The sequence below is a fragment of the Pedobacter africanus genome, from assembly GCF_040548825.1.
In the GTDB taxonomy this organism is placed as follows: domain Bacteria; phylum Bacteroidota; class Bacteroidia; order Sphingobacteriales; family Sphingobacteriaceae; genus Pedobacter; species Pedobacter africanus_A.
The window spans coordinates 2,316,560-2,329,749 of sequence record NZ_JBEPSL010000001.1 but is presented as its reverse complement, the minus strand read 5'-3'; the positions used below and the strand labels follow the sequence as shown (position 1 = coordinate 2,329,749).

General features: G+C 48.8%; 10 protein-coding genes. 5 read left to right on the top strand and 5 right to left on the bottom strand.

The genetic code is table 11. The features are described 5' to 3' along the window. Nucleotides 1–38 precede the first annotated feature (38 nt). The 3 genes from ABIE26_RS09555 to ABIE26_RS09545 all read left to right on the top strand — a co-directional run bounded on the left by ABIE26_RS09555 (nucleotide 39) and on the right by ABIE26_RS09545 (nucleotide 1,617). Nucleotides 39–602: an RNA polymerase sigma factor gene (locus ABIE26_RS09555; protein WP_310137408.1), complete on the top strand. Its 564-nt coding sequence runs from the start codon at nucleotides 39–41 to the stop codon at nucleotides 600–602. Beyond that, the gene (locus ABIE26_RS09550; protein WP_310137410.1) at nucleotides 583–852 is read left to right on the top strand and encodes a hypothetical protein; all 270 of its coding nucleotides are present in this window, start codon (nucleotides 583–585) and stop codon (nucleotides 850–852) included. Before ABIE26_RS09555 ends, ABIE26_RS09550 begins: the two co-directional genes overlap by 20 nt. 84 nt (nucleotides 853–936) lie before the next feature. Next, on the top strand, nucleotides 937–1,617 hold the full coding sequence (locus ABIE26_RS09545) for an ATP-dependent Clp protease proteolytic subunit (RefSeq protein ID WP_310137412.1): 681 nt from the start codon (nucleotides 937–939) through the stop codon (nucleotides 1,615–1,617). Here ABIE26_RS09545 and ABIE26_RS09540 read toward each other — a convergent pair whose 3' ends face one another. From ABIE26_RS09540 to ABIE26_RS09520, 5 genes are all read right to left on the bottom strand, one after another. Next, complete coding sequence (locus ABIE26_RS09540) at nucleotides 1,618–3,132, bottom strand: hypothetical protein (protein WP_310137414.1); 1,515 nt, start codon at nucleotides 3,130–3,132, stop codon at nucleotides 1,618–1,620. It abuts the gene before it with no gap. Nucleotides 3,133–3,242: 110 nt separating this feature from the next. Then, on the bottom strand, nucleotides 3,243–5,252 hold the full coding sequence (locus ABIE26_RS09535; RefSeq protein ID WP_310137416.1) for a heavy metal translocating P-type ATPase: 2,010 nt from the start codon (nucleotides 5,250–5,252) through the stop codon (nucleotides 3,243–3,245). Between the two features lie 51 nt (nucleotides 5,253–5,303). Then, nucleotides 5,304–6,611, bottom strand: coding sequence for an efflux RND transporter periplasmic adaptor subunit (locus tag ABIE26_RS09530; RefSeq protein WP_310137419.1), 1,308 nt, complete (start codon nucleotides 6,609–6,611; stop codon nucleotides 5,304–5,306). A gap of 4 nt (nucleotides 6,612–6,615) precedes the next feature. Then, entirely contained in the window at nucleotides 6,616–10,974 is a 4,359-nt protein-coding gene (locus ABIE26_RS09525) for a CusA/CzcA family heavy metal efflux RND transporter (protein ID WP_310137421.1), read from the bottom strand. Between the two features lie 98 nt (nucleotides 10,975–11,072). After that, nucleotides 11,073–11,399 (bottom strand): hypothetical protein, encoded by a 327-nt coding sequence (locus ABIE26_RS09520; protein WP_310137424.1) that lies wholly within the window; start codon nucleotides 11,397–11,399, stop codon nucleotides 11,073–11,075. Nucleotides 11,400–11,517: 118 nt separating this feature from the next. Here ABIE26_RS09520 and ABIE26_RS09515 point away from each other — a divergent pair, with 118 nt between their 5' ends. Beyond that, nucleotides 11,518–12,108, top strand: coding sequence for an RNA polymerase sigma-70 factor (locus tag ABIE26_RS09515; RefSeq protein WP_310137427.1), 591 nt, complete (start codon nucleotides 11,518–11,520; stop codon nucleotides 12,106–12,108). Nucleotides 12,109–12,170: 62 nt separating this feature from the next. Beyond that, nucleotides 12,171–13,130 carry a FecR family protein gene (locus ABIE26_RS09510; protein ID WP_310137429.1) on the top strand — a complete coding sequence of 320 codons (960 nt, stop codon included), beginning with the start codon at nucleotides 12,171–12,173 and terminating at the stop codon, nucleotides 13,128–13,130. Nucleotides 13,131–13,190: the final 60 nt, after the last annotated feature.

Genomic DNA, 13,190 nt, shown 5'->3' with positions numbered 1-13,190 from the left:
TGGTTAAAAATGCACACCTACTATTAAACATAGTAATCATGGATGCAAAACGAAATACCGCAAGCAGCTGCAAAGACCGCGAAGCCTGGCTCAGGGAATTGTATAAAAAGGCATTTCCTTTAGTCGCTGCCTATGTAAGCAAAATGGGCGGCTCACTGGAGGAAGCCCGGGACATTTTTCAGGATGCCCTGATCATTTATTACGAGAAATCCGCAGGACAGGAACTGTGCTTAAAGCATAGCGATAAAGCCTATCTGTTTGGCATAGCCAGGCACCTTTGGAACAGGCGCTACAGGGAAAGCGCCAGACAGCTGTCTATTGATGAACTGCAGGCTGATTTTGACGAGCATGCCGGTCTGGTGGATGCGGCCGATCCTGAAGTATCTTCATCACGGCTCTTCCGGCTCCTGCAAACAGCAGGTCAGAAATGCATGCAGCTGCTCAGTGCTTTTTATTACGAAAAACTCAGTATGGAACAGCTCGCCGAAAGGTTTGGCTTTTCCGGACCCAGATCTGCCACCGCCCAGAAGTTCAAATGCCTGGAAAAAGTAAAGGAAACCGTTAAAGAAAAATCAATAAGCTATGAAGACATCTTTGAATGAACTGCAGCTGATCGAAGATTTTCTTTTAGCTGATCCTTCGGGAGAAGAAAAAACCTTAATGCAGGCACGCCTGGTCCTGCAGCCCGGACTTCAGGAAAGTATCCATTGGCAGCAAAAAACCTACCGCCTGGTGAATACTTATGGCAGGGAACAACTTAAACAGGAGATCAGCCAGGTACACCAAATGCTTTTTACTGCTGCTGAGCACCTTTCTTTCCGGCAAAAGGTCCTGCGCTTTTTCAATAAATAAAATTTAAATCATTCAGCGCCATGTCGTATGCCCCAAACCAGGGCAGGAGCATAGCCATGCCTTATAAATCTTAAAAATTTTCATATGAACACCAACGAATTTCGCAACTATGCGGTAAAGCACCACCGCATCAACAGCCTGTATGTCGATAAATACATCAGCCGTACATCGGCTATGGCCGGGCCTGTAGCCATGACCCCTTACATTACCGAAGAAAGGCAGCTCAATGTTGCCCAGATGGATGTATTCTCCCGTTTGATGATGGACCGTATTATTTTTCTGGGCGAGGCCGTAGATGAAAGAAACGCCAATGTCATCCAGGCACAGCTGCTCTTCCTGCAATCCGCAGATGCGGAGAAGGACATACAGCTTTATGTCAACTCTCCGGGCGGATCGGTTTATGCAGGACTGGGCATTTACGATACCATGCAGTTCATCGCACCCGATGTAGCTACCATTTGTACCGGCATTGCTTTGTCTATGGGGTCTGTACTGCTGTGTGCAGGTGCGCCTGGCAAACGTTCGGCCCTGAAACATTCCCGGGTCATGATCCATCAGACTTCAGGAGGAACGCAGGGAACAGCGATGGACATGGAGATCTCTGTTAAACAGGTGCTCCAGATACAGAAGGAACTCTATCAGATCATCGCCAGCCATAGCGGCCAGCCCTATGAACGCATCAATGAGGCGGCCAGCAGGGATTACTGGATGACCGCAACCGAAGCAAAAGCATTCGGTATGGTAGACGAGGTATTGTTAAAGTAGTTACCTGACAGTCCTGGCCTTCAGCTGCGCCTTATACAAAGAAGCCGGCTGAAGGTCATTTTGGTTTATACCATCCCATTCTCCATCCGGTTTACCTTCCAAACGCCCTTTCAGCTTCTGTCCCTGTACGCCTACGGCATAGTTTTTACCCGATACCCATGGACTTTGAATGGCGGCCCCTTTTACCTTGCAGTTCCATACCACCTGCGTAACCCCGGCCCAGCCGTGGCCGCTGCCCCAGTTGCCCCTGTCCTGCACATTGATTTCCCCATCGGTATCAATATTGTCGTACAGGGTACCGGCCGACCAGCGGTGGTGCGGACCAATATCTGCATGGGTATTTCTCGATTTGCAGTTGTAAAAAACATTGGGCCCGCAGGTTCTTGCACCCGTAACATAATCGTGCCTTCCTTCCGTCGTTTCCAGGTTCATGAACAGGTTCTGCTGTCCGTTGTTGCTAAAAGAATACCTTCTGCTGCCGGTAATTACCGATTTGGCATCCAGGCATTTGGCATCCATTACTGTGATGTTCTTGGCAGCGCCGTTTAAGCTTACACAGGCATAGCCGAAAAAGCGGGATGTCAGGTTTCTTGCCCAGCCATTCTCTATCTGGTCAAACTCTACAGCAGTCCAGCCATGGTCTTCATCCCTGTCACTGGCATATTCTGATTCAAACGATATGTTTTCAACCCCAACTTCCTTTAACCTGCCTTGAAATTCGTATTTAAAGATTTCTCCGCCACCATACCGGCTTTCCATAGCCATTACTATCGGATTGTCGATACTGATCTTATTGCCTTCAATGGCGGTAATTTCCCGCTCAAAATTCAGGTTATATTCTGCCGCCTTCCATTGTTTTGTCCCATCTCTTTCCACAATTCTGTCCATCTGCAGGTCGTGTATCCAGTTTTCCGTACCTGGCCTGAATACCATGATCCTGTCGCCCACTTTAAAACCCTTTGCAGATTTTACCTCAAACGATTTTGCCCCCGCAGGCACATAGGTATCTGTAATTTTAACCCGGCTGCCAGACTCCGTTATTTTTCCCTTACCGGCAATTTTAATCAGCGGGCGCTGGCCTTTGCCTGCAGCAATCAGTTTTGTACCACCGGCTTCGTTCCCTTCACCTCTTAAAACAATGCCATCAGCCTTAATGTTCAGCGTGCCGGCTATCTTATAGTCTCCCTTTTTTATCAGGATGGCACCCCTGAAGCCATCGGCACCGAGGGGCAGGGCAGATACTTCGTCAATGGCCGATTGCAAGGTCTTCCCCGCATCGCCACTCTGCGGCCCAACAGTTTTAATGACCTTCACTTCAGGGACCGGCTTTAAGCCATGATGATAACCCACCAGGCTGAAATCGGGGATAATGTTCCCTTTTTCATCCGGATGATAGGTAATGCTGCCATCTTTATTCAGTGTCAGGAATTTGGAAGACCAGGATTGATGAACAAAGGAAAACAGGGCCCCGCTAATCAGCAGCAGGCTCAGTGCAAGAATGGATTTGATTTTCATTGAATTTAGAGTATGCTATAACCAGGCAAAACGATTGCCTATGCAATTGCGGAATAAATTCCCGCATTTTTATAAATGTTATTAGCACTCTAATCAATTCAATTGGCCTGCTATAATTTCATCTGCTGGATGCGTACCGCATTTAAAATGGCCAGCAGGGCCACACCCACATCTGCAATTACCGCTTCCCATAAAGTGGCTACACCGCCTGCACCCAGAATCAGTACAATGATCTTTACACCCATGGCAAGGATGATGTTCTGCCACACGATATTCCTGGTCAGCTTCCCGATTTTTATGGCCGTCACAATCTTTGAAGGCTGGTCGTTCTGGATCACAATATCTGCCGTTTCTATGGTGGCATCGCTACCTAAACCGCCCATGGCAATCCCTGCATCGGCAAGGGCCACAACAGGTGCATCGTTTACCCCATCGCCAACAAAGGCAATGTGTTTCCCTTCCTTTTTAAGTGCGGCTGTGCGGCTCACCTTATCTTCCGGCAGCAGGTTGCCAAAAGCCTGGTCTATGCCCAGCAAACCGGCTACCTTATCTACCACGCTTTGTTTGTCGCCGCTCAGCATTACGGTAAGGATGTTCAGGCCATGCATATCTGCAATGGCCTGTTTCGCATCTTCCTTTATTTCATCGGCAATGGTGATGTACCCCGCATAGCTGCCTTCAACGGCCAGAGCCACAATAGTATCGGCCTCATTGTCAATCGCGCTATCGTAGGTAATCCCGTGTTTTTGCAGCAATTTGGTATTGCCGGCCAAAACCGTTTTCCCATTGATGATCCCTTTGAGGCCATGCCCCGATACCTCTTCTACATTTTCAATCTTAAGCCCATTCAGCACATCACCGGCATAACGCACGATGGCCAGGGCTATGGGATGGGTAGATTTACTTTCTATGGCTGCGGCCAGTAAAACCAGTTCTTTCTCCTCAAAATTATTGCCCACTACCTTCTGCACTTCAAAAACACCCTTGGTCAATGTACCGGTCTTGTCCATCACAACGGCATTTACCTTCGTCATCACATCTAAAAAGTTGGATCCTTTAAACAGGATACCGTTTTTGGAAGCCAGGCCTATACCACCAAAATAGCCAAGTGGGATTGATACCACCAGGGCACAGGGGCAGCTGATCACCAGGAAAACCAGCCCGCGGTACAGCCAGTCTTTAAAAACATAGTCGGCTACAAAAAAATAGGGCAAAGCCACCAGCAGTACCGCCAGCAGAAAAACAATAGGGGTGTACACTTTGGCAAAGCGCGAAATGAACAGCTGGGTTTGTGATTTCCGGGCCGTGGCGTCCTGCACCATTTCCAGTATCTTGCTCAGCTTACTGTCCTTAAAGGCTGCCCGTACCCGTACTTCCGAAACCTGGTTCAGGTTAATCATGCCTGCAAGCACGGTTTCTCCTTTCGATTTATTGTCCGGTTTGCTTTCGCCGGTCAGGGCTGCCGTATTAAAAGTAGCTCTGTCTGATAACAACTCGCCGTCCAGCGCAACTTTTTCGCCGGGCTTGATCTGTATGGTCTCGCCGATTCCAACCGCTGCCGGAGCAACGGTTTGTATTTTTCCTGCCCTGATCACATCAACGGTATCCGGCCGGATGTCGAGCAAGGCCTTAATGCTCCTTTTCGCATTGTTCACTGCGGAATCCTGGAACCATTCCCCGATAGAATAGAAAACCATTACGGCCACACCTTCACTAAAGGAGCCAATGGCAAAAGCGCCTATGGTGGCCACGCTCATTAAAAAGAACTCGTTAAAGAAGTCCAGCCGCAATGCCTTTCGGAAAGCCATTTCCAGCACATTATACCCGGCAAGCAAATAGGCAGGTACAAAAATCAGGAGCTGTATGCTGGTGTTAAAGGTAGTGTCAAAGCCATATTCCAATACCATCATCACTACAACAATGGCCAGGGCGGTAAGTAGGGGCCAGTGACTTAACCAGCTGCCGCTTTCTTCCGCACCATGGTTATGGCCATCGTCGTCGCTATGCAGTTCCTCTCCGTTCCGGCCATGACGATGCCCCTGGTGCTGGTCTGTTTGAGCTGCTGCAGCACTAACTTTTTCAGTGCTGCAGCAGTCTTTATCTATGTTGGATGCCTTCATTATACTAAATTAAATAAGTTCATCTGTTTTTATGTCGTTCATCGTGTTCTTTTAGTGGCTGTGTTCGGCAGGGCCTGAAGCTTTAGACTGCAAATAAAAGGCCCCTTTGGTTACCACCTTCACATCGGCAGGTAATTTTTGCAGCAGACTGATCTGGACATAGCCCAGTTCGGCAACACCGGTTTTAACCTCTACCTTTTTAAAGTGTACCGATTTTTCTTCTTTTTTGTCTTCTTCCTTGTGTTTTTGATTATGCTCAGCTTCGGTTTCGGCTTTAGCTTCCGCCTCATGCTCTTTGGCATGTGCCGCTTCGGCGTCGGTATCCACAACAAAAATAAATTCCTTGCCTTCCGAACGTACCACAGCATCAACAGGCACAGCAGTACTCATGGCCGTACCCACAGCAATCAGGCCGGTAACATACATTCCCGGGATGAGGTTGGCCCCCGGTTTTTTGATTACCGCATGCACCACAACGCCCTTACTGTCGTTTTCAAAGGATTTATTGATGCCGTAGATCTCGCCTTCAATCTGCTGGTTTTTCTGGTTGGTCAGCTGGAATTCCACACGCTGGCCTACCTTAATTTTCGAGAGGTCTTTTTCAAATACGATCAGATCGGCATGGATCTTCGAATTGTCTACAATGTCCATAATCGATACCCCGGGTTGTGCATAGGAACCCGTTTCGGCAATTATCTTTCCTATTGTTCCGTTAATGGGAGAGCTTACCGGCACCTGTGAAGTGATGTTCCCGCTGCTGATGCGGCCAGGGGAAATCCCATACTGCTGCAGCTGGCGTTCCAGGGCTTTTATCCTGGCCCTTTCTGCATTGTAATTGGCCTCGGCCTGCTGCTGGGCTTTACCTGTGCCGGCATTGGCGGCTTTGAGCTGCTGCTGGCGGTGGTATTCGGCCTCGATAAAGCTGAAACCGCCTTTTGCACTCAGATAGTCCTGCTGCAGCCTGATCAGGTCCTGGTTTTCTATGGTCACCAGTACCTGTCCCTTTTTCACTTTTTGTCCTTCTATGACATTGATCTTCCTGATGATGCCCCCGGTCAGTACATTGATCTGGGCGGCATTCTGCGGAGGTACGGCCAGCTGTCCGCTGGCTTTCACTACGGCAGTCAGGTTTTTCTGTTCTATATTGCCTATAACTATGCCCACAGCATCCAGCTGCTCCTGGCTAAGTTCCATGCTTTCCTCGTGTTCCCCATGTTCGTGGCCTCCGCCGTGTTCATGCGCTTCTTCCTTTTCGCTGTTTGATTTTCCTGCATCACCGCAGGAGCTGATGCTGCCCAGGATAAATGTCGCGCAGATAAGCCCGGTCAGGTTTCTTTTGATATATGCTAGTGTGTTCATTGAATTAGTTCCCTTTTAAAAAATGTAATTGAATAACGGATTGGTTCAGCAGATTAACCGTCTGCAGGTAATTGAGTTTGCTCTGTACGGCGAGCGACATGTTCTGAATGAATTCAATATAACCAATTTCGCCCAGGTCGTAAGATACCTGCGCAATGCGGATCTGTTCGTCGGCCTGTTTTAAGCCGCCCGAGGTAAAATAATCGGCCATGGCCTTGTGCTGTGCATAGTTTTGCAATTCCTGCTGGTACTGCATGGTCAATTGGTTCCTGACGCGTTCATAATCTGTCTCGGCAATCTGGGCTGCGATCTTTTCATTGTTTACCCTGGCCCTTCCGGCGCCGTTAAACAAAGGTACCGCTATCCCCAGCTGAATGCCCGCTATGCGGGTACCGGGCGTATAGGTACGACCGATGTTTGCCGGGTCAAAAGATTTGATCACAAACTGCTGGGCATAACCCAAGGTCAGGTCTGGCATGGCACGGGAGCGTTCCAGGTCTATCCTGGCTTTGGCTACTTCAACCTGCTGCTCGTAAACGGCAGTAAGCGGGTTGCTACCGGTCGCTGCACCCTCATTTAGCGGCAGTACGGGCAGTGTTTTTTCTAGAGGAACAACAGGGGCTTTAAGGTTCAGCAATTGCTGCAGCTGGAGCTGCTGACTGGCCAGATTGGTTTCGGCAGCCTTTTTTAAGGCCTGTACTTCCTGGTATTTGTTCCTTGCGGTGATCAGTTCCAGGTTAGAGGTTTCGCCAACTTTATAGCGCAGCTCCGATTTGCGGATGAAATTGCGGTAAATGCTGTCCTGCAGTTCCAGTACTTTTAAGGTATTGATGCTGTACAGCAGCTGGTAATAGGCCAGGCGTGTGTCCCGGCTCACTTCCGCACGGGTGTAACCGGCATTCCTTTCCATCAGCCCTGTTTCACTCGTCAGCACCTTTTTCTGATTTTTATAGAAGCCTGGCCAGGCGAAGCTCTGCGAAACAGAAACGGAGTTGTCGTTACTGCCGCCGCCGGTAGGGTCCTGGGAAATGGTAAAAGCCGTTTTGCCAGGGTCGAAGGCCGACTTTTGCATGGCTTTAGACTGGCTGACAGCCAATCCGCTGGATTTTACCTGCAGGTTGTGCTTTAAGGCCATCGCCACAGCACTGTCGGCCGATAAGGGCAGCTCCTGTGCTTTTGCAGGGGCCAATCCCAGTCCAGCCAATAAAATAACAATTACTGCTAAAGGTTTCATGGGTGTATTTTTTGTTTTTTTACGATCGCTCACCAGGATGTAAAGACAAGGCAGCACAAATAGTGTCAGCAGTGTGGCCGAGAGCAGTCCGCCGATCACTACCGTTGCCAGCGGCTTTTGCACCTCAGCGCCTGCGCCTCCCGAAAGGGCCATAGGCAGGAAGCCCAGGGAAGCAACAGCGGCTGTCATGATCACCGGCCTTAACCTTACTGCTGTGCCCTGCATCACCCTTTTGTATACATCAGTAATGCCTTCTTCCTTCAGCTGGTTAAAATAGGAGATGAGCACGATCCCGTTCAATACGGCCACACCAAAGAGTGCAATAAAGCCCACACCAGCCGAAATACTGAAAGGCATGCCCCGTAGCAGCAGGGCCAGTACACCGCCGATGGCCGATAGGGGAACGGCAGTAAAAATGAGAATGGTCTGGGTGAAAGACCTGAATGTAAAATATAAAAGCCCTAAAATCAGTAGCATAGCCACAGGTACTGCAACTGATAGTCTGCTTTTGGCTTCTTTAAGATTCTGGAACTGACCGCCATAAGTGATGTAATATCCCGAAGGAAGTTTCAGTTTCGCATCCAGAACCTGCTGTATTTCAGCAACGGTACGTTCCACGTCTCTACCTTTTACATTAAATCCTACGTAGATCCTTCTTTTCCCATCTTCCCGCGAGATCTGGGCGGGCGCCTCTTTCAGTTCTACTCTGGCCACCTGGTTTAAGGGCACTTTATTGCCAGAGGGCAGGGGAACATAGAGGTTCTCTATGCTGGAGATGTTTTCGCGCAGGTCGCGCTGCAGGCGTACCACCATATCAAAACGCTTTTCGCCTTCAAATACCACACCTGCCACATTGCCGGCAAAGGCAGTACTTAAAATGCTGTTGATGTCGCTTATCGTTAATCCATACTGCGCAATTTTGTCCCTGTCGTAGGTCACAATTACCTGCGGCAAGCCGGTAACCTGCTCTACAAAAGGCTCGCTAACCCCTTGTACAGGGGCAATCAGCTGCGATACTTTTTTGGCCTGCTGTGCCAGCACATCCAGGTCCTCCCCATAAATTTTAACGGCAACATCCTGTCGTACACCGGTCATCAACTCGTTGAAACGCATTTGCATAGGTTGTGTTATCTCTACATTTACACCAGGTAAAACAGACAGTGCTTCCTCCATCTTTTCCGACATTTCTTCCTTGGTCTTTGCCGATGTCCATTCTTCTTTAGGCAGCATGGCCACCATCATGTCGCCCCGCTCTACAGGCATCGGGTCTGTAGGTATTTCTGCACTTCCGATCCGGGTAACGATCTGTTTGATTTCCGGGAATTTATCTTTCAGGATCTTTTCGGCCCTGCCAAAAGTTTCTACCACCTGGCTAAGCGAGGTGCCTTGCGACATGGCAATTTCTACTGCCAGGTCGCCCTCTTCCAGCTGGGGCAAGAACTCACCACCCATATTGCTGAACAGCCACAGCGTAAATGCAAAGCATGCCAGGGCAATGGCCACCACCACTTTTTTCATGCGCAGTGCTTTTTCCAGCATGGGCGTATAAACGCGTTTAAAGAAATCCATGATCTTATCGGATATATTCCGCTTGTGTGCTGTCTTTTTGCTCAGGAACAGCGCACTGACCATCGGTACATAGGTAAGCGATAAGATGAATGCCCCAACAATGGCAAACACTACGGTTTCGGCCATAGGCTTAAACATCTTTCCTTCAATACCCACCAGCGAAAGCAGGGGCAGGTATACAATCAGGATGATGATCTCGCCAAAAGTGGCACTTGCCCTGATTTTGGAGGAAGCCGTAAACACTTCCTGGTCCATTTGCTCCTGGTTTAGTTTAGGGACCCCTTTAAACAGTTTGCTTTCGGTAAGCCTGAAAATAATGGCTTCCACAATGATGACGGCCCCATCTACAATGAGTCCAAAGTCTATGGCCCCCAGGCTCATCAGGTTTCCGGAGACACCAAACAGCCGCATCATGGCAAAGGCGAAGAGCATGGACAACGGAATTACCGAAGCCACGATCAGTCCGGCGCGCCAGTTGCCCAATAACAGCAGCAACACAAATATCACAATCAGGGCACCTTCAATCAGGTTTTTCTGTACGGTACTGATAGAACGCCCAACCAGTTCTGTACGGTCAATATAAGGCTCTATAACCACACCTTCGGGCAGCGATTTCTGTATCTGTGCAATCCTTTCCTTTACATTTTTGATCACCTGGTTAAAGTTTTCGCCCTTCAGCATCAGGGTAATCCCGGCCACAACCTCGCCGGTACCATTGCGGGTTACCGCCCCATAACGGGTTGCACTGCCGAACTGCACGGTACCAATGTCCCTGATCAGTACAGGTACACCTCCCGAATTTTTGACCACTATTTTTTCAATATCATCGAGCGACTTCACCTGCCCGATCCCACGGATGGTATAGGCATTGCTTTGCTGCTCAATGTAAGAGCCGCCGGTATTTTCATTGTTGTTTTTCAATGCTGCATAGATCTGCGAGATGGTCACATTGCTGGCATTGAGCTTCTCATTGTCGAGCGCAATTTCATATTGCTTTACAAAGCCGCCCCATCCGCTCACTTCGGCCACACCTTTGGTGCCCGCCAGCTGCGTCCGTACCACCCAATCCTGCAAAGTCCGCAGGTCGGTTGCCGAGTATTTGCCTTCATAGCCCTTTTTGGTATGCAGCACATACTGGTAAATCTCGCCCAGTCCGGTGGTAATGGGCGCCAGCGAAGGCGATACCAGTCCGTCCGGTATCTTGCCCTCGGCTTCTTTCAGCTGCATTTCTACCTGCTGCCGGGCCCAGTAAATATCGGCATCATCTTCAAAAACAATGGTAATCACCGATATACCCGAGCGGGATATGGAACGTTTTTCAATTACATTGGGGATGTTGGCCATGGCCAGTTCAATAGGAGCGGTGATGAACTGCTCCACTTCCTGGGCGCCTAAGCTGGGGGCCTGGGAAATGACCTGTACCTGGTTATTGGTAATGTCGGGTACCGCATCAATGGGTAACCGTGTTAAGGAATAAATCCCCCAGATCACTAAAGCCAGGGTCATTATACCAATTGCTAATTTATTCTTTATGGAGAATAAAATAATCCTGTTGAACATAATAAGTTAGTTGTAAAGCGTCGTGTAGCAGCATTTGCTATTCGGCCGCAATGGTAAATAATAAAGAAACTGAGCGCAGGCTCAGGATATAGATTAGCTTATACCAACTGCGGCGGCTGCCAGATATCGCCCGGGAAAAGAATTACGGGCTGTACGTGATGTTCAGGGAAATTACTTTTTCTTTCCGCAGTAACCAGTGCCGGTGCCCTGTTCACAGCTGGTGCCGCTACAAAAGCATGGTATGTACTGGAATGGAAAAAGGGAGAGCAGGCATGCGGATTTTCCTGATTATCGCTATGCTTTTCAGAAGGAGCACTGTAACAAAGGTCTTCATGCTCTGAAGAAAGATTGCTTTCATTACCACAGCAAGGCCACATGGCAAGGGCCATTACGTAGATAGTGAGTATGAAAGCCAGATACTTCATATTGCAAACTTAATCTTTTTTTAACAAAAACAAATCATTCTGCATTTGTCTCAAGGCTTTTACATCCTTAAACATTTCTTAATACAGGCTGAATATTGCAGTGGTACTTTTGTAAAAAATGCCTGTCAAAACAACTGCTGCACCTTTATGTACCGATCTGCTCACTTCCTTAAAAAAGGGAGAGGCCCGGGCCATGGAGCAGATTTATAAAGACCACTGGGCCGATGTTTTTGACAGTGCCTGCAGGCGTGTGCGCGACGAGGATGTGGCGCAGGACACTACCCAGGAGATCTTTATTTCCCTCTGGGAAAACCGGCAGCGCCTGGCCATCAGCGGAAGCCTGCGCAGTTACCTGCTGGCGGCAGTAAAATACAAGGTGATCAATTATTTTAAGTCGGCCATAGTAAAAGACAAATACCAGGAAGACCTGTTTTTTTTAGCTGAAGGACAAGTGGAACTGTCTGCGGAAAACAAGCTGATGCTCAAAGATCTGAGTAAAGAGATTGATGAAGCCCTGCAGGACCTGCCCGAAAAGATGCGGCAGATTTTCAGGATGAGCCGCATGCAGGAAAAAACCATCCGGGAAATCTCCACAGAACTGGGCCTTTCGGGTCAGACCGTTAAAAATCAGATCTCCGCTGCATTAAAAATGCTGAAGGAAAGATTGTCGTACCTCCCGTTTTTAATCCTCATTTTGTTGTTTACCTAAACTTAACACAAGCTTAACCTTTTTTGCCGGTACCAATCCTCTTTTGAACTGACTTGTATAGGATGACAAAAGAAGAAAAGGCAAAAGCGCTGCTGGAAAAATACGCAGCAGGGGAAGCCACAGCAGCCGAACGGCAGCATGTGGAAACCTGGTATGCCAGCCAGGAATACAGGGAGTTTCCTATCGGGGCAGATAAAAAAGCGGCCATAGGGGCAGCAATTTTTCAGGAGCTCCAGCGGGAAATGCAGCAAACGCAAGCGGCAAGGCTGGTTCGCCTGAAACAATGGTACAAAGTAGCAAAAGCTGCCGCCGTATTGCTGCTGGTTGCCGCTGCAGCTGTACTGCTCTGGCCGGAAGGCGGAAAGCAGACTGCCGGTCCCGCGCTCGCTGCTGTGCGCACCAGCGCTTCGCAAAAGAAAAATATTGTACTGGCAGATGGTTCCAAAATCAACCTGGGCCCTTCTTCCTGCTTAACTTACCCGGTAAAATTTTCGGGCAGAAAGCGTGTTGTTGAACTGAATGAAGGTGATGCTTTCTTTGATATTGCACACGATGCATCCCGGCCCTTTACCGTAAAAACTGTACACGATCTGGAAACCAGGGTACTGGGTACATCCTTCCGCATCCAGGCCCGCGCGGCATCCCCGGTAGTTAAAATTACGGTTGCAACAGGAAAGGTCGCTGTTGGCAATACAAAACAGGTGTTCGGCACGCTGGTAAAAGGGCAGCAGATCACTTACGATAAAAAGCAGGAGCGGGCCCTGATCGATTATACACCGGCCCCGGTGTATGTGAACCTGGTATTTGAAAAGGAAAGCCTGCAGCAGATTTGCAGTAAACTGGAATATGCCTACGGCATAAAGATCAACCTGAAAGACCAGGCCCTGGGCAGGTTAAAATGCACGGCAACATTCAATACCCGGCAGGCGCCGGAAGAGATCATGGACCTGCTTTGCAGTCTGCACCGCATGAAATTCAATCAATCAGACGACCATAAAACCTTTAATGTATATAAAAAATGAGTGTATAAGGAAGGATAAACAAACAACCGGCACTGATCAGATCAGCACCGGTAATTTTTG

Coding starts and splice junctions, on each gene's coding strand:
- ABIE26_RS09555 (WP_310137408.1), top strand. CDS start 39: ATGGATGCAAAACGAAATACCGCAAGCAGCTGCAAAGACCGCGAAGCC.
- ABIE26_RS09550 (WP_310137410.1), top strand. CDS start 583: ATGAAGACATCTTTGAATGAACTGCAGCTGATCGAAGATTTTCTTTTA.
- ABIE26_RS09545 (WP_310137412.1), top strand. CDS start 937: ATGAACACCAACGAATTTCGCAACTATGCGGTAAAGCACCACCGCATC.
- ABIE26_RS09540 (WP_310137414.1), bottom strand. CDS start 3,132: ATGAAAATCAAATCCATTCTTGCACTGAGCCTGCTGCTGATTAGCGGG.
- ABIE26_RS09535 (WP_310137416.1), bottom strand. CDS start 5,252: ATGAAGGCATCCAACATAGATAAAGACTGCTGCAGCACTGAAAAAGTT.
- ABIE26_RS09530 (WP_310137419.1), bottom strand. CDS start 6,611: ATGAACACACTAGCATATATCAAAAGAAACCTGACCGGGCTTATCTGC.
- ABIE26_RS09525 (WP_310137421.1), bottom strand. CDS start 10,974: ATGTTCAACAGGATTATTTTATTCTCCATAAAGAATAAATTAGCAATT.
- ABIE26_RS09520 (WP_310137424.1), bottom strand. CDS start 11,399: ATGAAGTATCTGGCTTTCATACTCACTATCTACGTAATGGCCCTTGCC.
- ABIE26_RS09515 (WP_310137427.1), top strand. CDS start 11,518: ATGCCTGTCAAAACAACTGCTGCACCTTTATGTACCGATCTGCTCACT.
- ABIE26_RS09510 (WP_310137429.1), top strand. CDS start 12,171: ATGACAAAAGAAGAAAAGGCAAAAGCGCTGCTGGAAAAATACGCAGCA.